This window comes from Nocardioides sp. cx-169, assembly GCF_021083605.1.
Lineage (GTDB): Bacteria > Actinomycetota > Actinomycetes > Propionibacteriales > Nocardioidaceae > Nocardioides.
The window spans coordinates 136,698-155,618 of the sequence record NZ_JAJNRO010000007.1; the positions used below are offsets into that span (position 1 = coordinate 136,698).

Genomic DNA, 18,921 nt, shown 5'->3' on the forward strand with positions numbered 1-18,921 from the left:
GCCCGCCGTCCGGCCCCCCGTGGGGACAGCCCCCGAGCATGCAGCCCCCGCCGTACTCGCCCCCGCCCCCGCCCTACACCCCGCCCGCCGGCCAGCCCAGCGGGCCACCGGCCGGACCGCCCAGCGGCCCGCCGGCCGGGCCGCCGCCGCCCCCCGAGTACCTCGAGGCCGGTGGCGGCTACCCGCTGCCGCCGCAGCCCCGGTCGGGTGGCAGCAGGAAGAAGTACATCCTCGGCGGGGTCGGCGTCGTCGCCCTCGGCGCGGTGGGCGTGGGCGCCTGGGCCGCCCTGTCGTTCTTCAGCACCGGCGCACAGCCCGCCGAGGCGCTCCCCGCGGGCACGATCGGCTACGTCAGCATCGACCTGGACCCGAGTGGTGGGCAGAAGATCGAGGCCATGCGCACGCTGCGCAAGTTCCCCGCGTTCAAGGACACGGTCGGTCTCGACACCGACGACGACCTGCGCAAGAAGCTCTTCGAGCAGATGCAGGACGACGAGGTCTGCCCCGACATCGACTACGGCGAGGACATCGAGCCCTGGCTCGGCGACCGCGTGGCGATCGCCGCCGTCGACACCGGCAAGGGCGACGACGACGAGGCCACCCCCACCCCGGTCCTGGTGGTGCAGGTCAACGACCCCGACGCCGCCGAGGACGGGCTCGCCAAGCTCCGTGACTGCGCCACGGGCGACAGTGCCGAGGGCTCCTCCGAGGAGGGCGAGGAGACCGAGCAGATCGGCGGCTGGTCCATCGACGGCGACTGGGCCGTCGTCGCGGAGACGACCGAGATCGCCGAGCAGGTCGCCGACGACGCCGCCGAGAGCAGCCTGGCCGACGACGAGGACTTCCAGCGCTGGACCGGCGAGGCCGGTGACCCGGGCATCCTGACGGCGTACGCCGCTCCGGAGGCCGGCAAGGTGCTCGCCGACTCCGCGAACGGGCTCGGCGCGCTCGGCGCTTCGGTGGCCTGTGAGGCGAGCCCCATCCAGCCGGTCGAGCCCTACGACCCGAGCTCGACCGACCTGCCCGACTACGACGACTACGACTACGACACCGACTCCGAGTGCGAGGACGCCCTGCAGCCCGAGGCGACCGACGAGGCGACCGACGAGCTGCAGGCGATGTTCGAGGAGTTCGAGGGCGCGGCGCTGACCGTGCGGTTCGACGACGGCTCGCTGGAGATCGAGTCCGCCACCGACACCGGGTTCCTCGGCATTGACGCGCTCTACGGCAGCGACCAGGGCGGCGTCGCGATCTCGAGCCTGCCCGAGGACACCGCCGCCGCGTTCGGCGTCGGCTTCGAGGAGGGCTGGGCCGACGAGCTGATCGAGTACCTCGCTCGGTACGCCGGCGAGGAGCTGGACCTGGAGCAGCTGATCGAGCAGGCCGAACAGGAGACCGGGCTGACGCTGCCCGAGGACGCCGAGACGCTCGCCGGCGAGTCGGCCACGGTCGCGATCGGCAGTGACGTCGACCTCGAGGCCCTCTTCGATTCCGGCGACGCCAGCGACCTGCCGGTGGGCATCAAGATCAAGGGCGACCCCGAGGCGATCGAGGGCGTGCTGAACGACCTCACGGCCTCGCTGTCCAGCAGCGAGCCGGAGGCCGGCGAGGTGCTCGAGACCGACAGCAACGAGGAGTACCTCGTCCTCGGGCCCAGCGCCGACTACCGCGCCCGGATGCTCGACGAGGGCGGGCTCGGCGACACCGACACCTTCCAGGACGTCGTCCGCGAGGCGGACAAGTCAGGGTCGGTCGTGTTCGTCAACTTCGACGCCGGCGACGGCTGGCTGGTCAACGCGGTCAACGGCATGGGCGACGAGGACGAGCTCGTCGCCAACCTCGAGCCCCTCGAGGGCCTGGGGATCAGCGTCTGGCAGGAGGACGACGTCGACCACTCGGTGTTCCGCCTGACCACCAACTGACCGGGTCAGCCGGCGGGGCGTCCGATCCGGGCGGTCGACGCGTCGGTCAGTCGCACCAGGTCGGCGGGGGCGAGCTCGAGGTCGAGCCCCCGCCGGCCGGCGGAGACGTAGACCGTCGGGTGAGCCAGCGCCGACTCGTCGACCACGGTGGCGAGCCGGCGTCGCTGCCCGAGCGGGGACATCCCGCCGGCGACGTACCCGGTGGCGCGCTCCGCGTCGCCGCGGTCGGCCAGCTGCGCCCTGCTTCCCCCGACGACGCGGGCCAGCGCCTTGAGGTCGAGCTGGCCCGAGACCGGCACGACCGCCACCGTGAGCCGTCCGTCCACGCTGGCGATCAGCGTCTTGAGCACCCGCTCCGGTGCCAGCCCCAACGCCTCGGCGGCCTCGAGCCCGAAGGACTCCGCGCGCGGGTCGTGGTCGTAGGCGTGCAGCGTGAACTCGACGCCGGCGTCGCTCAGCGCGACGGTCGCCCGGGTGCCGCCGGGGCTCTTCTTGGCCATGTCGCCATTCTCGTGGGTCGGGCGGCGAGCCCGCGTCGAGATGGTGTGGTCGGTGCTCCGCGCCTCTCACTGGATCTCGACGCGCCCGTTCCGGCTTCGCGAGCTCAGCCGGAGGGCTTGCTCGATCTCCCCTCACACGGGACTGTGCTCGTGCCTCGCACCGTGCCTAGTTCGGCGACCACCGGGTTCTGGCGACCTCGGTGGCGGGCAGGGACGGGATGACGTTCATGGCGCGCAGCTCGGCGCGCAGGAGGTCGGTGACCAGGAGGAGGCGCTCCGTGGCGTCGTCGGCCTCCAGCAGCGATTGGCGCTCCGGCATCGGCAGGGGAGCGCACGCCGCGAGAGTCCACGACAGGTAGCCCGGGTCGCGGGGCAGGCTGCCCTCGTAGGGGTCGGCGCGGATGTCGGCCAGGGCCGTGCGGTAGGCCGTGAACGTGGCCCGGGCCCGCTCCAGCACGGCCTCGTCGACGCCGGCGTCGGGCTCGGGGAGGTCGACCACGTGGCCGACGGGGAACAGCCCGGTCGTGTCGAGGCGGTCCAGCTTGATCCGGTCCAGCCCCACCGCGACGATGTCGAAGCTGCCGTCGTCGTTGCTCTCGACCTCGCTGAGGTGCACCCGGCAGCCGACCCGGTAGAGCGACTGGGCGCCGTGGTCGCCGACCTCGTAGCCCTCGCGGATGCCCACGGAGCCGAACACCCGGTCGGCCGGGTCGGAGACCCGCAGCAGGTGGTGGACGAGCGCGCGGTAGCGGTCCTCGAACACCCGCAGCGGCACGCTGACCCCGGGGAACAGGACCGCGTTCAGGGGGAACATCGGCAGCGTGTCGGTCACCACGCCACCGTAACGGGTGTCCCGGCCGTCCCGACGACGTCCTCGCCGGGTGTGCCGCGTGCTGTCCACGGTGGGCCGTCGATGTGGGGTCGGCGTCGCGTCCTTCGTAGAATCGACCCATGATCCGCCGCATCGACCTGCGCGGGGCGGCCGACGCCGGCCCCGTGGACTACCGCGCCGCCGTGCCGCGCGCGGACTTCGACGTCGAGGCAGCGATCCCCGCCGTGCATGACATCTGCGAGGCGGTCCGCGTCCGCGGGGTCGAGGCGATCCTCGAGATGTCGCAGCAGTACGACGGCGTGACCCAGGACGACATCCGGGTGCCGCGCCAGGCGCTCACCGACGCCCTCGCCGCGCTCGACCCCGACATCCGGGCCGGGCTCGAGGAGTCGGTGCGCCGGCTGCGGGCGACGTGCGAGGCCGAGCTGGAGCACGACGTGGCTACCGACCTGGGCGAGGGAGCCCGCGTGACCCACCGCAAGGTGCCGGTCGGCCGGGTCGGCCTCTACGTGCCCGGCGGCCTCGCGCCCCTGGTCTCGAGCGTGCTCATGAACGTGGTGCCCGCCCAGGTCGCGGGCGTCCGATCGATCGCGCTCAGCTCGACGCCCCAGAAGGACTTCGGCGGCCTGCCGCACCCGACGATCCTGGCCGCCTGCGAGCTGCTCGGCGTCCACGAGGTGTACGCCGTCGGTGGCGCCCAGGCGATCGCGATGTTCGCCTACGGGGTCGGCCCGTGCGCCCGCGTCGATCTGGTCACCGGCCCCGGCAGCATCTGGACGGTCACCGCCAAGCGGCTGCTCAAGGGCCAGGTCGGCATCGACTCCGAGGCCGGCCCGACCGAGATCGCCATCCTGGCCGACGACACCGCCGAGGCGGCGTTCGTGGCGGCCGACCTGGTGAGCCAGGCCGAGCACGACCCGCTCGCCGCCGCCGTCCTGGTCACCACGTCCGAGCGACTCGCCGACGACGTCGACGCCGAGCTCGAGAAGCAGGTCTTCGCGACCAAGCACACCGAGCGCATCCGCACCGCCCTGGGCGGCGCCCAGTCGGCGACGGTCCTGGTCGACGACCTCGAGCAGGGTCTCGACGTGGTCAACGCCTACGGCGCCGAGCACCTGGAGATCCAGACCGCAGACGCAGCGTCCTACGCCGCCCGGGTGCAGAACGCCGGCGCGATCTTCGTCGGCCCGCACGCACCGGTGTCGCTGGGTGACTACTGCGCCGGCTCCAACCACGTGCTGCCCACCGGCGGCTGCTCGTGCCACTCCTCGGGGCTCTCGGTGCGGGCGTTCACCAAGTCGGTGCACGTCGTCGACTACAGCCGCGACGCGCTCGCCGAGGTGGCCGGTCACGTCGTCACCCTCGCGGAGGCGGAGGACCTGCCGGGCCACGGCGCCGCGGTCCGCGTGCGGTTCGGGCAGTAGCCATGACCTTTCCGCCGCTGCGGGAGGAGCTGCGCGGCCTCGAGCCGTACGGTGCCCCCCAGCTGGACGTCCCGGTCCAGCTCAACGTCAACGAGAACCCCTACGGGCCCTCGCCGGCCTGTGTGGCCGACATCGCGACTGCGGTCGCGCACGCCGCGGCCACGCTCAACCGCTACCCCGAGCGCGAGTTCGTCGAGCTCCGCGGCGCTCTGGCGGCCTACCTCTCCCGGGACACGCCGCACGGCATCGTCGCGGAGCAGGTGTGGGCGGCCAACGGCTCCAACGAGGTGATGCTGCAGCTGCTGCAGGCCTTCGGTGGCCCGGGCCGCAGCGCGATGAGCTTCGCGCCGACGTACTCGATGTATCCCGAGTACGCCCGCGACTCCAGCACCGCGTGGGTGCAGGCCCGGCGCGAGGACGACTTCTCGATCGACCTCGACGCCGCGGCCGCGCTGATCCGCGAGCGGCGGCCCGCGGTCGTGCTGCTGCCGAGCCCGAACAACCCGACCGGTACCGCGCTGCCGCCGGAGGCCGTCGGAGCCCTGTGTGCGGCGGCGGGGGAGGGCTTGGTCGTCGTCGACGAGGCGTACGGCGAGTTCCGCCGCACCGGCGTGCCGAGCGCGCTGGAGCTGCTGCCGACCCACCGCAACCTGGTCGTCACCCGCACCATGAGCAAGGCCTTCGCGGCGGCCGGCCTGCGGCTGGGCTACCTGGCCGCCGACCCGGCGATCTGCGACGCGCTCCGACTGGTCCGGCTGCCGTACCACCTCTCCGCGCTCACCCAGGCGGCCGCGCTCGCCGCTCTGCGGCATGCCCCCGAGCTGCTCGGGAAGGTCGACGAGCTGCGCGCCGAGCGGGACGCGACCGTGACCTGGCTGCGCGAGCAGGGACACCGGGTCGCCGACAGCGACGCCAACTTCGCATTGTTCGGGACCTTCGCGGACCGGCATGCTGTGTGGCAGGGCCTCCTGGACCGGGGGGTGCTGATCCGCGAGGTCGGCCCGGAGGGCTGGCTGCGGGTGTCGATCGGCACCGCCGACGAGATGAAGACGTTCAAGCAGGCCTTGACCGAGGTCACGGAGGAGCAGAGATGAGCAGGACCGCACGCATCGAACGCCAGACGAGCGAGTCGAAGGTGCTCGTCGAGGTCGACCTCGACGGCACCGGCCGGCACGACATCTCCACCGGCATCGGCTTCTACGACCACATGCTCACTGCGCTCTCGCGGCACAGCCTGATCGACCTCACGGTGCACTCCGAGGGCGACCACTGGATCGACGCGCACCACACCACCGAGGACACCGCGATCGCGCTCGGCCAGGCGCTGCGTCAGGCGCTGGGGGACAAGGTGGGCATCCGTCGCTTCGGCGACGCCACCGTCCCGCTCGACGAGGCGCTGGTGCAGGCCGTCGTCGACGTGTCCGGACGGCCCTACTGCGTCCACACCGGCGAGCCGGAGGGTCAGCAGTACGTCCAGCTCGGCGGCAGCACCCCCGCCTACCTGGGCTCCCTGACCCAGCACGTCTTCGAGTCGATCGCGTTCCACGCCCACTTCGCGCTGCACGTGCGGGTGCTGGCCGGCCGCGAGCCGCACCACATCGTGGAGACCCAGTTCAAGGCGTTCGCCCGGGCGCTGCGCGACGCGATCGCGCTCGACCCGCGCGAGACCGGAGTCCCCTCGACCAAGGGGGCGCTCTGAGCACCCACGACGTCGTCGTCCTCGACTACGGGTCGGGCAACCTCCGCTCGGCCGTGCGCGCCCTCGAGCGCGCCGGCGCGCGGGTGGAGCTGACCGGGGACTTCGACCGCGCACTGGAGGCCGACGGGCTCGTGGTGCCCGGAGTCGGCGCGTTCGCCTCCTGCATGGCCGGGTTGCGCGAGGTCAAGGGCGAGCGGATGATCGGGCGCCGTCTGGCCGGCGGCCGGCCGGTGCTGGGCATCTGCGTCGGCATGCAGATCCTCTTCGCGCGCGGCGTCGAGCACGGCGTCGAGACCGCGGGCTGTGAGGAGTGGCCCGGCGTGGTCGAGCGCCTGCAGGCTCCGGTCGTGCCGCACATGGGCTGGAACACCGTCGACGTCGCCGAGGGCTCGACGCTGTTCTCCGGCATCGAGGACGAGCGCTTCTACTTCGTGCACTCCTACGGCGTGCGCGAGTGGGCTCTGCGCACCAACGACCGCACCCGCGCGCCCCTGGTGACCTGGGCCGAGCACGGCGGCGACCGATTCGTGGCCGCCGTCGAGAACGGCCCGCTCACCGCCACCCAGTTCCACCCCGAGAAGTCCGGCGACGCCGGCGCCGCGCTCCTGCGCAACTGGGTGGGCTCCTTGTGAGCCTCCGATGAGCCCACGGTGAGCCGGGAACGCGCCCGCCGCCGCGAGGAGCGCGAGCGCGAGGCGGCCGTCCGCGCCGCCGCGCGGGCCGCGACCGAGGAGCGCGCGGAGCGCCGTGCCGCCCGCCGGCGGCGGGTCGCCTCGGTGCTGCCGCGGCCCCGCCCGCAGGCGACCGGCGTACTGGCTCGTCGGCGGCGCAACCAGACCCTGGCCACGCTCGCCCTGGTGGTGCTGGTCAACGTCGTGTCGTTCGCGTTCCTCGAGCACTGGGCGGCGCGGCTGCTCGTGATCATCGTGAGCGTGCTCGCCGCCCCCGTCCTGCACACGCTGCTCTTCCGTCGCACCTAGAGAGAGATCCCATGTCCTACCTCCAGCTCCTTCCCGCCGTCGACATCACCGAGGGCCGCGCCGTCCAGCTCGCCCAGGGCGTGGCCGGCTCCGAGCGCGTGTACGGCGACCCGGTGGCCGCAGCCCGCCGCTGGCAGGAGGCCGGCGCCGAGTGGCTGCACCTGGTCGACCTGGACGCGGCGTTCGGGCGCGGCCACAACCGCGAGCTCCAGGCCGAGATCGTGGGCGCGCTCGACATCCAGGTCGAGATGAGCGGCGGCATCCGCGACGACGAGTCGCTCGAGGCGGCGCTGGCCACCGGCTGCCGCCGGGTCAACATCGGCACGGCCGCGCTGGAGCAGCCCGAGTGGTGCGCGCGGATCATCGCCGAGCACGGCGACCGGATCGCGATCGGCCTCGACGTGCGCGGCACCACCCTGGCGGCCCGCGGCTGGACCAAGGACGGCGGCGACCTCTACGAGACGCTGGCGCGCCTCGACGCCGAGGGCTGCGCGCGCTACGTCGTCACCGACGTCAACAAGGACGGCATGCTCGCCGGGCCCAACCTGCAGCTGCTCGAGGACGTCTGCGCCCGCACCGACCGGCCGGTCATCGCCTCCGGCGGGGTGTCGACGCTGGCCGACATCGAGGCGCTGATGGGCCTGGTCGACAGCGGCGTCGAGGGCGCGATCGCCGGTACCGCGCTCTACGAGGGCCGCTTCACCCTCGAGGACGCGCTCGCCCTGACGAAGGGCGCCCGGGCGTGAGCCTCGCCGTACGTGTGATCCCGTGCCTGGACGTCGACGGCGGACGGGTGGTCAAGGGCATCAACTTCCAGCAGCTGCGCGACGCCGGCGACCCCGTCGAGCTCGCGAAGGTGTACGACGCCGAGGGCGCCGACGAGCTGACCTTCCTCGACATCTCGGCCTCCCACGAGGGACGGGCGACCACGATGGAGATCGTCTCGCGCACCGCCGAGCAGGTCTTCATCCCGCTGACCGTCGGCGGCGGCGTGTCCTCGGTGGAGGACGTCGACCGGCTGCTGCGGGCGGGAGCCGACAAGGTCGCGATGAACACCGCCGCCATCCACCGCCCGGAGCTCGTGGCCGAGGTGGCCGACCGCTACGGCAACCAGGTGCTGGTGCTCTCCGTCGACGCCCGCCGGGCGGCGCGCACCGACTCCGGCTTCGAGGTCACCACCCACGGCGGCCGGAAGTCGGCCGGCCTGGACGCGGTGGCCTGGGCGGTCCGCGCGGCCGAGCTGGGCGCGGGGGAGATCCTGCTCAACGCCATGGACGCCGACGGCACCCAGGACGGCTTCGACCTCGAGCTGATCCGCGCCGTACGCCGTGAGGTCACCATCCCTGTCATCGCCTCCGGCGGCGCGGGCGCGACCGAGCACTTCCCCCCGGCCGTCGACGCCGGCGCCGACGCGGTCCTGGCGGCCACCGTCTTCCACTTCGGCACCCTGCGCATCGCCGACGTCAAGGCCGCCCTGGCCGACGCCGGCCACCTCACCCGCTGACCCGTCACACACTCTCTGACGACCATCGTGCGCGGCGCGGTGTCGACCCTCCACTTCAGACCCGCGTCGTGCGCTTCGTCGGCGAGGCCGGCCCCTAGAGGCCCAGGTCCGCGCCGCGCAGCAGGTCGACCCGCTCGGGTGGGCCGTCGAAGGTCAGGTCGCGCACCGCGCCGCGGCCGAAGAGGAACAGCGCCACCTCGCTGGTCGGACCCGTCACCGTCACCGGGTCGTCTCCGCCGCGCAGGGTGAGCGCCTCGTCGCTCCCGGTGCGCCGGACGCGGACGGGCACCCCGGCGGGACGGACCAGCACGCGGCCGGCCAGGCGCACCGCTCGCCAGATGCGCTCCTCGTCCTCGGGCGACAGCGCTCGGGGCTCCCAGCCGGGCTGCCCGCGGCGCAGGTCCTCGTGGTGCACGAAGTACTCCATCGTGTTGGCCACCCGCTCCACCGGCGGCAGCGCGTACGGCGTGAGGCCGGGGTCGCGCAGCCGCTCGACCAGGACCGCGAAGTCCTGGCGCCCCATGCGTGCCATGGCCCGGTCGGTGAGCCCGGACAGCGCGGGCACCACCAGGCCCGCGGCACCGAGGGGCCGGGTCTCGCGCACCAGCAGGTGCGCGACCAGCTCCCTCGCCGTCCATCCCGCGCAGAGAGTCGGCGCGTCGGCGCCGAGCACCAGCGCGAGGTCGCAGAGGTCGTGGCGCTCGCGCCGGGCGAAGGAGGGGGTGGGCATGGGGCCCAGCCTGCCACGCGTCCGTCTGGGGGAGCGGGCACCGGATTGGGTGATGTCCGCGGCCGGGAATAGCCTGCGTGCCTCGCCGGTTTCGGGACGAGGAGCAGCGGTCAGGGAGACATGAGCGACGAACGAGCAGACGGACGGGGATCGACCGGAGCCGGGTTCGCCGTACTCCTGGTGGCCATCAAGCGTGAGCCCTGGGTCTTCACCCTCTCCACGCTCGGCAGCGTCCTCTTCGGCGCGCTGACCGTCGCCGACGCCTGGGTGCTGGGATGGTCCACCGACCACGTCGTGCTGCCGGCCTTCGAGAGCGGCGAGGTCGGCACCGGCTCGCTGGTGGCCATCCTGGCCCTCTTCCTCGGTGTCGCGATCCTGCGCGCGGTGGGCATCGTCGCGCGCCGGCTCGGCGCGGGCATCATGCAGTACCGCATGCAGGCCCACACCCGCCGCGCCGTCACCCGCCAGTACCTCTCCCTGCCCATGGAGTGGCACCAGCGTCACCCCACCGGTGAGCTGCTCTCCAACGCCAACTCCGATGTTGAGGCGGCCTGGGCCCCGATCGCGCCCCTCCCGATGGCGGTCGGCACCGTCGCGATGATGGTGATCGCGGTCGCGCAGATGCTCGCGGCCGACCTGGTGCTCGCCGTGGTCGGGCTGCTGGTCTTCCCCGCGGTGATCGCCGTCAACGTGATCTACCAGCGTCGTGCCCAGGGCTGGATGACCCGCGCCCAGCAGCTGCGCGGCGAGGTCAGCGAGATCGCCCACGAGTCCTTCGACGGCGCGATGGTCGTCAAGACGCTCGGCCGCGAGCCCGAGGAGACGGCGCGCTTCGCCGCCAAGGCCGAGGAGCTGCGCGACGTCAACATCCGCGTCGGCCGCATCCGGGCCGCGTTCGACCCTGCGCTGGCGGCCCTGCCCGGCCTCGGGGTCCTGTTCGTCCTCGCCGTCGGCGTCTCGCGTGTGCTCAGCGGCGCCACCGACCCCGGCGACGTCGTCACCGTCGCCTACCTCCTCACGATCGTGTCCTTCCCCATCCGCTCGATCGGCTGGGTGCTCGGCGAGTTCCCGCGCAGCGTCGTGGGCTACCGCCGGGTGACGTCGGTCCTGCGCGCCGCCGGCGAGATGCCGCACGGCGACCAGGCGGCCGTCCAGGGGCCCGGCGGGGCGCGGCTGGACGTCGAGTCGGTCACCTACCGCTACGAGCCCGAGCAGCCATTGCTCGAAGGCCTCACGTTCTCGGTCGAGCCCGGCCGCACGGTCGCGCTGGTGGGGGCCACGGCGTCCGGCAAGAGCACGCTCACGACCCTGCTCACGCGGCTGGTCGACCCCGACCGCGGCCGCATCTCACTCGACGGCCTGGACCTGCGCGAGCTGGCGCCCGGCGAGCTGGCCTCCGCGGTGTCGATCGTGCCGCAGACCGCGTTCCTCTTCGACGACACCGTGCGCGGCAACATCACGCTGGGCGCGGACGTCAGCGACGCCGACGTCTGGGCCGCGCTGCGCACCGCGCAGGCCGACGGCTTCGTCGCCGCGCTCCCCGAGGGCCTCGACACCCAGCTCGGCGAGCGCGGCACGTCGCTGTCCGGCGGCCAGCGCCAGCGCATCTCGCTGGCTCGCGCGCTCGTACGCCGCCCGCGGCTGCTGATCCTCGACGACGCCACCTCGGCCGTCGACCCCGAGGTGGAGGCGCGCATCCTCGCCGGTCTGCGCGAGAGCGGCGCCGGCTCCACGCTGGTCGTGGTCGCCTACCGCAAGGCCACGATCGGCCTCGCCGACGAGGTGCTCCATCTCGAGCATGGGCGCGTCGTCGACCGCGGCACGCACGCCGAGCTGCTCACCCGCAGCCCGTCTTACGCGCGCCTGGTCAACGCCTACGAGCAGGAGGAGGTGGCCACATGAGCACGGTGATGGACTCCGGTGAGGACATCGGCGCGATCGCCACCATCCGGCGCGGGCTGCACTTCTCGCCCGAGCTGAAGGAGGGCGTCTGGGGCACTCTCGCCCTGGCGGTACTCGCCTCGGTGGGGCAGGTGATCGTGCCGATCGCCGTCCAGCAGACCCTCGACCGCGGCCTCGGGCGCTCGGGTGGCCCCGACGTGTCGTTCACGGTCTGGATGGGGCTGGCCGCCGGCGCCGCGCTCCTGGTCACGAGCTACGCCTCCTACGCGATGACCCGCCGACTGTTCACCACCTCCGAGCGCGGCCTGGCGATGCTGCGGATCAGGGCGTTCCGCCACGTGCACGACCTGCCGCTCCTCACGCAGAACACCGAGCGCCGCGGCGCCCTCGTCTCCCGCGTCACCAGCGACGTCGACCAGGTCAGCCAGTTCCTGGTGTTCGGCGGGCTGCTGTTCGTGGTGAGCATCGGGCAGGTCCTCATCGCGACCATCGTGATGGTGGTCTACAGCTGGCAGCTCGCCCTCGTCGTGTGGCTGTGCTTCGCGCCGCTGTTCGTCTCGCTGCGGTTCTTCCAGCGCAAGCTGTCCGACGCCTACGGCACCGTCCGCCGCCAGGTCGGGGTCATGCTCTCGGCGATCTCCGAGCCGGTGGTCGGTGCCGCGGTCGTCCGCTCGTACGCCGTGGAGGCCCGCACCCAGGAGCGCATCGACCAGGCGATCACCCGCCACCAGAGGGCCAGCACCCGCGCCCAGGGCTTCACCGCGTTCTCGTTCTCGCTGGGTGGGATCTCCGCCGGTCTGGCCAACGCCGGGGTCCTCATCGTCGGCATCTGGCTGGGCTTCGCCGGCGAGATCACCGCCGGTGAGGTGGTGGCCTTCGCGTTCCTGGTCACCCTGTTCGTCGGGCCGGTCCAGATGGGCACCCAGATCCTCACCGACGCGCAGAACGCCATTGCCGGCTGGCGCCGCGTCATCGGCATCCTCGACACCCCGGCCGACCTGGTCGACCCCGGCCCCGACGGGCAGGTGCTGCCGCGCGGGCCGATCGACGTGCGCTTCGAGGACGTGGAGTTCGCCTACCCGGGCGGACCGCCGGTGCTGCGCGACATCACCCTCCACATCGACGCCGGCCGCAGGGTCGCGATCGTGGGCGAGACCGGCTCCGGCAAGTCGACCTTCGCCAAGCTGCTGACCCGGCTGATGGACCCCTCGCGCGGCGCGGTCCTGCTGGACGGCGTCGACGTGCGCGAGATCGGCGAGGCCTCGCTGCGCCGCAGCGTGGTGCTGGTGCCGCAGGAGGGATTCCTCTTCGACGACACGTTGCGCGCGAACGTCCGCTACGGCCGGCTGGACGCCACCGACGCCGAGATCCGGGCCAGTGCCGACGAGCTGGGCCTCTCCGACTGGCTCGACGGCCTGCCTCGCGGCCTGGACACCCAGGTCGGCCAGCGCGGTGAGTCGCTCTCGACCGGCGAGCGGCAGCTCGTCGCGCTGCTGCGCGCCCATCTCGCCGACCCCGACCTGCTCGTCCTCGACGAGGCCACCAGCGCGGTGGACCCGCAGCTGGAGATGCGCATCGGCCGTGCCCTCGAGCGCCTGATGAGCGGCCGGACGTCGGTCACCATCGCCCACCGGCTCTCCACCGCCGAGTCCGCCGACGAGGTCGTCGTCGTCGACCAGGGCCGCATCGTCCAGCGCGGACCCCACGCGGCCCTCGCCGCCGAGGCCGGCAGCGTCTACGCCGGGCTGCACCGCAGCTGGGTGTCGCAACAGGGCCCTGCCACCTCCTCGAGCACCGGCGGTGGGTCCGCGCGATAATGGCTCCCATGCCCCTCGACCCCGCGATCGCCGACCGGCTCAAGCGCTCCGCCGAGGGCCTGGTGCCGGCCGTGGTGCAGCAGCACGACACCGGCGAGGTGCTGATGCTGGGCTGGATGGACGACGAGGCGCTGCAGCGCACGCTGACGACCGGCCGGGCGACGTACTGGAGCCGGTCGCGCCGCGAGTACTGGGTCAAGGGCGACACCTCCGGGCACGTGCAGTGGGTCAAGGAGGTGCGCCTCGACTGCGACGGCGACACCCTGCTGGTCAAGGTGGACCAGGTGGGCGCCGCCTGTCACACCGGCGACCGCACCTGCTTCGACGCCGCTCTGCTCGCCTGCGTGGACGGCCGGCCGGGTGAGTAGGAGCGGGTTCGCGCCGCTGGTCGTGCTCGGGCTCGCCTCCGGGGTCGGAGCCGCGGTCGGCGGCAACCAGCTCTGGGTCACCTTCGACGCCGACGAGCAGCAGGACTCCTGGGGCATGGCCTCCGGCCTGTCCGAGAGTCCCAGCGTCCCGCTCGCGACCGCGCTCGGCCTGGTCGTGCTGGCCTGCTGGGGGGTCGTGCTGGTCTCGCGCGGCCGCCCGCGCCGCGCGGTGGCGGCCCTCGGCGCCCTCGCCGCCGTGGGCACGCTCGCGGCGTACGTCGTGGGGTTCTTCGCGGCCGCGCGGGACCTGGAGGACGACCTCGCGGGGGTGGGCCTCACCGGCGTCGACGTAGACCACACCAGGTGGTTCTGGTTCGGGCTGGCCTGCGCCCTGGTCTCTGCGGTGGCGGCGGTGCTGGCCGTGCGGCTGGTGCCGCGCTGGCCGGAGATGGGCACCCGCTACGACGCCCCCGGCGATCAGGCCCGCCACGAGCCCGCGGCGGAGCCGTCCAACCTGGACCTCTGGAAGGCCCTCGACGAGGGTGACGACCCCACCAGATGAGCACCTGAATAGACTGGCGCCGCATCGCGCGGGACGTAGCGATGCGCTACTGATCGACCACTGAGCCACCACTGATCCGCATCGCGAGGAGCACCGCATGTCTGACAACCACGGCAACACACCGGCAGCCTGGACGGCCGTGGTCGTCGGACTGCTGGGCTTCGTCGTGGGAGCGATCGGGCTGATGCTCGACCCGATCAACTACACCATCTTCTGGGTGGGCGTGGCGATCACGCTGGCCAGTGGCGTGCTGTTCGTCATCATGGCCAAGATGGGGCTGCACGGTTCCTCGCATTGACCCACGACCCGATCGCGCCCAGCGCGCCAGTTCTCGCGCCACCGCCGTCGCGGTGGCAGCGGATGGCCGCGCCCCTGACGACGATCGGGGCCCTGGGGGCCCTCACCCTCGCCCTGCACCTGCGTGACCCGCACGTCCACGCGAGCTGGGGCCTGTGCCCGAGCGCGCTGATGGGGTTCTGGTGCCCGGGCTGCGGTGGCCTGCGGGCGGTCAACGACCTCACCAACCTGCAGCTGGTCGACGCTGCCTCGAGCAACCTGGCGCTCGTCGTCGCGCTGCCGTTCGCCCTGGCCGCACTGGCGCTGTGGACGGCCGACCGCTGGCGCGGCCGTCGGCGGGCGGTGCCGGCGAACGCGGTCGCGTGGACCGCGTTCGCCGCGGTCGCGCTGCTCGTGGTCTTCACGGTGCTGCGCAACCTCTCGGGCTCCTGGCTCGCGCCCTAGCCCGCCTCCCGCCGGTCAGCTCGTGTAGGTGTCGATCTCGACCTGGCCGGTCGCCACCAGGATCCAGAACAGGATGCCGAGCGCGATCCCGACGATGCCCAGGATGAAGCCCCACTGGGCCAGGCCGGCGCCCTTCTTCGCGCCGTTGGACTCCCGGATGTCCTTCTTCCCCAGCAGCCCGAACACCACGGCGCCGATCCCGAAGACGAACCAGCTGCAGCAGGGGAAGACGCCGATGATGCCCAGCACCAGGCTGGTGATCGCCATCCCCGAGGTCTTCTGCGGCTGGGCGCCGTAGCCCGGGGGAGGTCCGCCGTACTGGGGACCCTCGGGCGGCGGGGGCGGGGGCGGCTGTCCGTAGCTCATGGCATTCCCTTCGTTGGATGACCGGTCCAGGAGTCTGACCGATGTCAGGACCCTATGACGTCGCGTGTCAGACTCGGGGGAGCGCATCGCCCTTGAGCGCCCGGTGTGCTGGGGCTGAACCGGGTCCCGGTGCCGCCCCAAAGCCTGCCCGAATCCTGGAGGAAGTCATGTCCGTGCTCGACGACATCGTCGCCGGTGTGCGGATCGACCTCGCGGAGCGCGAGGCGGGGCTTCCCCTCGCCGACCTGCGCGCCGCGCTCGCCGACGCCGCCCCTGTGCGCGACCCGATGCCGCACTTCCGGGCGCCCGGCTCGAGCGTGATCGCCGAGGTCAAGCGCCGCAGCCCCAGCAAGGGAGAGCTGGCCGACATCCCCGACCCCGCCTCGCTCGCGGCCGAGTACGCCGCCGGGGGAGCCGCGGCGATCAGCGTGCTGACCGAGCAGCGCCGCTTCGGCGGCAGCCTCGCCGACCTGCGCGCCGTACGCGCCGCCGTGGACGTCCCGGTGCTGCGCAAGGACTTCGTCGTGACCAGCTACCAGGTCGTCGAGGCCCGCGCGGCCGGCGCTGACCTCGTGCTCCTGATCGTCGCCGCCCTGGACGACGACACCTTGCGCCGCCTCCACGACGAGGCGCGCGAGCTCGGGCTCACCGTGCTGGTCGAGGTGCACGACGAGGCCGAGACCGAGCGGGCGGTGGCGCTGGGCGCCGAGCTGGTCGGGGTCAACGCCCGCAACCTGAAGACCCTGGCGGTCGACAACGACACCTTCTCCCGGCTGGCACCGCTGGTCCCGGACGACCGGGTGCTCGTGGCGGAGTCCGGCATCTCGGGTCCCCAGGACGTCACGCGCTTCGTGGGCGAGGGCGCGCGCGTGGTCCTCGTCGGCGAGGCGCTGGTCAAGGACGGGGCGCCGCGCGAGGCGGTCGCCGCGATGACAGGAGTCGAGGCATGACCCAGCCCGCATCCCAGCCCGCCTCCAGGTACGACGCCGACGACCGCGGCTGGTTCGGCGACTTCGGCGGCCGCTTCATGCCGGAGGCGCTGGTCGCCGCGCTCGACGAGCTGACCGAGGCCTGGCAGGGCGCCATGGCCGACCCCGCGTTCGTCGCCTCGTTCGAGGCGATCTGCCGCGACTACGCCGGCACCCCCAGCCGGCTCTACGAGGCCCGCCGGCTCTCCGACAAGGTCGGCGCCCGGATCCTGCTCAAGCGCGAGGACCTCAACCACACCGGGGCCCACAAGATCCGCAACGTCCTCGGCCAGGCGCTGCTCACCCAGCGGATGGGCAAGAAGCGGGTCATCGCCGAGACCGGTGCCGGCCAGCACGGCGTGGCCAGCGCGACCGCGGCGGCGTACTTCGGCATGGAGTGCACCGTCTACATGGGCGCGGTCGACGTGAAGCGCCAGGCGCTCAACGTCGCCCGGATGAACCTGCTCGGCGCCAAGGTCGTGCCCGTCGACGGCGGCAGCGCCACGCTCAAGGACGCGATCAACGAGGCGCTGCGCGACTGGGTCTCCAGCGTCGACCACACGGCCTACCTCTTCGGCACCGCCGCCGGGCCGCACCCGTTCCCCAGCATGGTGCGCGACTTCGCCCGCGGCATCGGCGACGAGGCGCGGGCCCAGTGCCTCGAGCAGTACGGCGTCCTGCCCGACGCCGTCGCCGCCTGCGTGGGCGGCGGCTCCAACGCGATCGGGCTGTTCCAGGCGTTCCTCGACGACGAGGACGTGGCGATCTACGGCTTCGAGCCGGGCGGCGACGGCGTCGAGACCGGCCGCCACGCGGCGACCATCCACGCCGCCGACAGCGGCGTCCTCCACGGCGCGCGCACCTACGTGCTCCAGGACGAGGACGGGCAGACCATCGAGTCCCACTCGATCTCCGCGGGCCTCGACTACCCGGGCGTCGGCCCGCAGCACGCCCACCTCGCCAAGGTGGGCCGGGCGACGTACCTGCCGGTCACCGACGCGGAGGCGATGGACGCGCTGGCCCTCCTCAGCCGCACCGAGGGCATCATCCCGGCCATCGAGTCGGCCCACGCCCTCGCCGGGGCTTTGGGGGTCGCCAAGCGGCTCGGCGCCGAGAAGGGGCCGGAGGCCACCATCCTGGTGAACCTCAGCGGCCGCGGGGACAAGGACATGGAGACCGCGATGGAGTGGTTCGACCTGTGAGCACCCCGATGAACAGCAGCGCGACCGCCTTCGAGAAGGCACGCGCCGACGGCCGCGCCGCCCTGGTGGGCTACCTGCCGGCCGGCTTCCCCGACGTCCAGGGCGGCATCGACTCGCTGCGCTGCCTGGTCGACTCCGGCTGCGACGTGATCGAGATCGGCCTGCCCTACAGCGACCCGGTGATGGACGGTCCGACGATCCAGGCGGCCGCGCAGCGGGCGCTCGAGGGCGGGGTCCGCACCCGCGACGTGCTGCGCACGGTGGAGGCCGTGGCCGCGACCGGCGTACCCACGCTCGTGATGACCTACTGGAACCCCGTCGAGCGCTACGGCGTCCCGCGCTTCGCCGCCGACCTGGCCGGCGCCGGGGGCGCGGGCCTGATCACCCCCGACCTGACCCCCGACAGCGCGCCGGAGTGGATCGCGGCTGCCGACGAGCACGGTCTCGACAAGGTGTTCCTGGTCGCGCCGTCCTCCACCGACGCCCGCATCGCCATGACCACCGCCGCGTGCCGCGGCTTCGTCTACGCCACCGCGGTCATGGGCGTCACCGGCACCCGCACCACCACCAGCGACCTCGCCGGCCCGCTCGTGACCCGCACGAGGAGCACGACCGACCTGCCGATCGGGGTGGGGCTCGGGGTCAGCAACGGCGACCAGGCCGCCGAGGTCGCGTCGTACGCCGACGGGGTCATCGTCGGCTCCGCCTTCGTCCGCACCCTGCTCGACCACGACGACCGGTCGACCGGCCTGCGTGCGCTCGCGGCCCTCACCGAGGACCTCGCCGCCGGAGTGAGGCGTGCGTAGGCTGCTGCTGCCGCTGGTCGTGCTCGTGCTCGTGCTGTCCGGCTGCAGCGACGACGAGCCGCCGGCGTTCTCGGGCACCACCTTGGAGCGGCCCTACCAGGCGCCGGACGTCGCGTTGACCGACACCGACGGGCAGCCGTACTCCCTGGCCGCCGACACCGACAAGCGGCTGACGCTGGTCTTCTTCGGCTACTCCCACTGCCCCGACATCTGCCAGCAGGTCATGGGCGCGTTGGCCGGCGCCATGAACCGGCTCGACGACGAGGACCGCGAGCAGGTCGACGTCGTCTTCGTCACCACCGACCCGGCGCGCGACACCCCGGCGGCGCTGCGCAGCTACCTGGACCGCCTGGACCCCTCGTTCATCGGCCTGAGCGGTGACATCGAGACCATCGTCGAGGCCGGCAAGCCCCTCGCCGTCTACGTCAGCAACGGCAAGGAGCTGCCCAGCGGAGGCTACGATCTCGGCGGGCACAGCACCCAGGTCATCGGCCTCGACAGCGACGACGAGGCTCCGGTCTACTGGGACCAGGAGACCAGCCAGGCGGAGTTCGCCGCCGACATCCACACCCTGCTCGCCAAGGAGGACTGACGTGTC

General features: G+C 73.0%; 22 protein-coding genes. 18 read left to right on the forward strand and 4 right to left on the reverse strand.

Features of this window, described 5'->3' with window-relative positions:
- The first annotated feature begins 38 nt into the window (after positions 1–38).
- The gene (locus LRP67_RS11865) at positions 39–1,922 is read left to right on the forward strand and encodes a DUF3352 domain-containing protein (RefSeq protein ID WP_231270375.1); all 1,884 of its coding nucleotides are present in this window, start codon (positions 39–41) and stop codon (positions 1,920–1,922) included.
- Positions 1,923–1,927: 5 nt separating this feature from the next.
- On the opposite strand, the gene ybaK is transcribed toward LRP67_RS11865, so the two are convergent.
- On the reverse strand, positions 1,928–2,422 hold the full coding sequence (gene ybaK, locus LRP67_RS11870; RefSeq protein WP_231270376.1) for a Cys-tRNA(Pro) deacylase: 495 nt from the start codon (positions 2,420–2,422) through the stop codon (positions 1,928–1,930).
- 166 nt (positions 2,423–2,588) lie between these two features.
- On the reverse strand, positions 2,589–3,254 hold the full coding sequence (locus LRP67_RS11875; RefSeq protein WP_231270377.1) for an LON peptidase substrate-binding domain-containing protein: 666 nt from the start codon (positions 3,252–3,254) through the stop codon (positions 2,589–2,591).
- Positions 3,255–3,373: 119 nt separating this feature from the next.
- Between LRP67_RS11875 and hisD the strand changes: the two genes are divergently transcribed.
- From hisD to hisF, 7 genes are read left to right on the forward strand one after another with little or no spacing between them, the layout of a single operon-like run.
- Positions 3,374–4,678 (forward strand): histidinol dehydrogenase, encoded by a 1,305-nt coding sequence (gene hisD / locus LRP67_RS11880; protein ID WP_231270378.1) that lies wholly within the window; start codon positions 3,374–3,376, stop codon positions 4,676–4,678.
- 2 nt (positions 4,679–4,680) lie between these two features.
- Positions 4,681–5,772: a histidinol-phosphate transaminase gene (locus tag LRP67_RS11885; protein WP_231270379.1), complete on the forward strand. Its 1,092-nt coding sequence runs from the start codon at positions 4,681–4,683 to the stop codon at positions 5,770–5,772.
- Positions 5,769–6,377, forward strand: a complete 609-nt coding sequence (gene hisB / locus LRP67_RS11890) for an imidazoleglycerol-phosphate dehydratase HisB (RefSeq protein WP_231270380.1) — start codon at positions 5,769–5,771, stop codon at positions 6,375–6,377. Before LRP67_RS11885 ends, hisB begins: the two co-directional genes overlap by 4 nt.
- Complete coding sequence (gene hisH / locus LRP67_RS11895; RefSeq protein ID WP_231270436.1) at positions 6,374–7,009, forward strand: imidazole glycerol phosphate synthase subunit HisH; 636 nt, start codon at positions 6,374–6,376, stop codon at positions 7,007–7,009. Before hisB ends, hisH begins: the two co-directional genes overlap by 4 nt.
- A gap of 18 nt (positions 7,010–7,027) precedes the next feature.
- Complete coding sequence (locus LRP67_RS11900; RefSeq protein WP_231270381.1) at positions 7,028–7,357, forward strand: hypothetical protein; 330 nt, start codon at positions 7,028–7,030, stop codon at positions 7,355–7,357.
- 11 nt (positions 7,358–7,368) lie between these two features.
- Positions 7,369–8,103, forward strand: coding sequence for a bifunctional 1-(5-phosphoribosyl)-5-((5-phosphoribosylamino)methylideneamino)imidazole-4-carboxamide isomerase/phosphoribosylanthranilate isomerase PriA (priA, locus tag LRP67_RS11905; RefSeq protein ID WP_231270382.1), 735 nt, complete (start codon positions 7,369–7,371; stop codon positions 8,101–8,103).
- Positions 8,100–8,861, forward strand: a complete 762-nt coding sequence (hisF, locus tag LRP67_RS11910) for an imidazole glycerol phosphate synthase subunit HisF (RefSeq protein ID WP_231270383.1) — start codon at positions 8,100–8,102, stop codon at positions 8,859–8,861. Before priA ends, hisF begins: the two co-directional genes overlap by 4 nt.
- A 94-nt stretch (positions 8,862–8,955) precedes the next feature.
- Here hisF and LRP67_RS11915 read toward each other — a convergent pair whose 3' ends face one another.
- Positions 8,956–9,591 (reverse strand): TIGR03085 family metal-binding protein, encoded by a 636-nt coding sequence (locus LRP67_RS11915; RefSeq protein ID WP_231270384.1) that lies wholly within the window; start codon positions 9,589–9,591, stop codon positions 8,956–8,958.
- Between the two features lie 120 nt (positions 9,592–9,711).
- Between LRP67_RS11915 and LRP67_RS11920 the strand changes: the two genes are divergently transcribed.
- The 6 genes from LRP67_RS11920 (at position 9,712) to LRP67_RS11945 (ending at position 14,981) form a co-directional block, all read left to right on the forward strand.
- Positions 9,712–11,493 carry an ABC transporter ATP-binding protein gene (locus LRP67_RS11920; RefSeq protein ID WP_231270385.1) on the forward strand — a complete coding sequence of 594 codons (1,782 nt, stop codon included), beginning with the start codon at positions 9,712–9,714 and terminating at the stop codon, positions 11,491–11,493.
- Entirely contained in the window at positions 11,490–13,310 is a 1,821-nt protein-coding gene (locus LRP67_RS11925; RefSeq protein WP_231270386.1) for an ABC transporter ATP-binding protein, read from the forward strand. The genes LRP67_RS11920 and LRP67_RS11925 overlap by 4 nt, the downstream gene beginning before the upstream one ends.
- 8 nt (positions 13,311–13,318) lie before the next feature.
- A complete protein-coding gene (hisI, locus tag LRP67_RS11930; protein WP_231270387.1) occupies positions 13,319–13,678 on the forward strand; it encodes a phosphoribosyl-AMP cyclohydrolase in 360 nt (119 codons plus the stop codon).
- Complete coding sequence (locus LRP67_RS11935) at positions 13,671–14,240, forward strand: Trp biosynthesis-associated membrane protein (RefSeq protein ID WP_231270388.1); 570 nt, start codon at positions 13,671–13,673, stop codon at positions 14,238–14,240. Before hisI ends, LRP67_RS11935 begins: the two co-directional genes overlap by 8 nt.
- A 97-nt stretch (positions 14,241–14,337) precedes the next feature.
- Positions 14,338–14,538 (forward strand): HGxxPAAW family protein, encoded by a 201-nt coding sequence (locus tag LRP67_RS11940; protein WP_231270389.1) that lies wholly within the window; start codon positions 14,338–14,340, stop codon positions 14,536–14,538.
- A 62-nt stretch (positions 14,539–14,600) separates the two neighbouring features.
- Complete coding sequence (locus tag LRP67_RS11945; protein ID WP_231270390.1) at positions 14,601–14,981, forward strand: DUF2752 domain-containing protein; 381 nt, start codon at positions 14,601–14,603, stop codon at positions 14,979–14,981.
- 15 nt (positions 14,982–14,996) lie between these two features.
- Here LRP67_RS11945 and LRP67_RS11950 read toward each other — a convergent pair whose 3' ends face one another.
- Complete coding sequence (locus tag LRP67_RS11950; RefSeq protein WP_231270391.1) at positions 14,997–15,347, reverse strand: DUF4190 domain-containing protein; 351 nt, start codon at positions 15,345–15,347, stop codon at positions 14,997–14,999.
- A 167-nt stretch (positions 15,348–15,514) separates the two neighbouring features.
- Here LRP67_RS11950 and trpC point away from each other — a divergent pair, with 167 nt between their 5' ends.
- The 4 genes from trpC to LRP67_RS11970 are packed head-to-tail and all read left to right on the forward strand — an operon-like array spanning position 15,515 to position 18,915.
- Positions 15,515–16,297 carry an indole-3-glycerol phosphate synthase TrpC gene (gene trpC, locus LRP67_RS11955; RefSeq protein ID WP_231270392.1) on the forward strand — a complete coding sequence of 261 codons (783 nt, stop codon included), beginning with the start codon at positions 15,515–15,517 and terminating at the stop codon, positions 16,295–16,297.
- Entirely contained in the window at positions 16,294–17,517 is a 1,224-nt protein-coding gene (gene trpB / locus LRP67_RS11960; protein WP_231270393.1) for a tryptophan synthase subunit beta, read from the forward strand. The genes trpC and trpB overlap by 4 nt, the downstream gene beginning before the upstream one ends.
- A gap of 8 nt (positions 17,518–17,525) precedes the next feature.
- A complete protein-coding gene (trpA, locus tag LRP67_RS11965; protein WP_231270437.1) occupies positions 17,526–18,323 on the forward strand; it encodes a tryptophan synthase subunit alpha in 798 nt (265 codons plus the stop codon).
- Positions 18,316–18,915, forward strand: a complete 600-nt coding sequence (locus tag LRP67_RS11970; RefSeq protein ID WP_231270394.1) for an SCO family protein — start codon at positions 18,316–18,318, stop codon at positions 18,913–18,915. Before trpA ends, LRP67_RS11970 begins: the two co-directional genes overlap by 8 nt.
- The last annotated feature ends 6 nt before the right edge of the window (positions 18,916–18,921 follow it).

What these genes read in the sequence shown, in the direction of transcription:
- LRP67_RS11865 (WP_231270375.1), top strand. Translation starts at nt 39, where the DNA reads ATGCAGCCCCCGCCGTACTCGCCCCCGCCCCCGCCCTACACCCCGCCC.
- LRP67_RS11940 (WP_231270389.1), top strand. Translation starts at nt 14,338, where the DNA reads ATGTCTGACAACCACGGCAACACACCGGCAGCCTGGACGGCCGTGGTC.
- trpA (WP_231270437.1), top strand. Translation starts at nt 17,526, where the DNA reads ATGAACAGCAGCGCGACCGCCTTCGAGAAGGCACGCGCCGACGGCCGC.
- LRP67_RS11915 (WP_231270384.1), bottom strand. Translation starts at nt 9,591, where the DNA reads ATGCCCACCCCCTCCTTCGCCCGGCGCGAGCGCCACGACCTCTGCGAC.
- hisB (WP_231270380.1), top strand. Translation starts at nt 5,769, where the DNA reads ATGAGCAGGACCGCACGCATCGAACGCCAGACGAGCGAGTCGAAGGTG.
- hisD (WP_231270378.1), top strand. Translation starts at nt 3,374, where the DNA reads ATGATCCGCCGCATCGACCTGCGCGGGGCGGCCGACGCCGGCCCCGTG.
- LRP67_RS11885 (WP_231270379.1), top strand. Translation starts at nt 4,681, where the DNA reads ATGACCTTTCCGCCGCTGCGGGAGGAGCTGCGCGGCCTCGAGCCGTAC.
- hisI (WP_231270387.1), top strand. Translation starts at nt 13,319, where the DNA reads ATGCCCCTCGACCCCGCGATCGCCGACCGGCTCAAGCGCTCCGCCGAG.
- ybaK (WP_231270376.1), bottom strand. Translation starts at nt 2,422, where the DNA reads ATGGCCAAGAAGAGCCCCGGCGGCACCCGGGCGACCGTCGCGCTGAGC.
- trpB (WP_231270393.1), top strand. Translation starts at nt 16,294, where the DNA reads ATGACCCAGCCCGCATCCCAGCCCGCCTCCAGGTACGACGCCGACGAC.
- priA (WP_231270382.1), top strand. Translation starts at nt 7,369, where the DNA reads ATGTCCTACCTCCAGCTCCTTCCCGCCGTCGACATCACCGAGGGCCGC.
- LRP67_RS11920 (WP_231270385.1), top strand. Translation starts at nt 9,712, where the DNA reads ATGAGCGACGAACGAGCAGACGGACGGGGATCGACCGGAGCCGGGTTC.
- LRP67_RS11945 (WP_231270390.1), top strand. Translation starts at nt 14,601, where the DNA reads ATGGCCGCGCCCCTGACGACGATCGGGGCCCTGGGGGCCCTCACCCTC.
- LRP67_RS11950 (WP_231270391.1), bottom strand. Translation starts at nt 15,347, where the DNA reads ATGAGCTACGGACAGCCGCCCCCGCCCCCGCCGCCCGAGGGTCCCCAG.
- LRP67_RS11925 (WP_231270386.1), top strand. Translation starts at nt 11,490, where the DNA reads ATGAGCACGGTGATGGACTCCGGTGAGGACATCGGCGCGATCGCCACC.
- trpC (WP_231270392.1), top strand. Translation starts at nt 15,515, where the DNA reads ATGTCCGTGCTCGACGACATCGTCGCCGGTGTGCGGATCGACCTCGCG.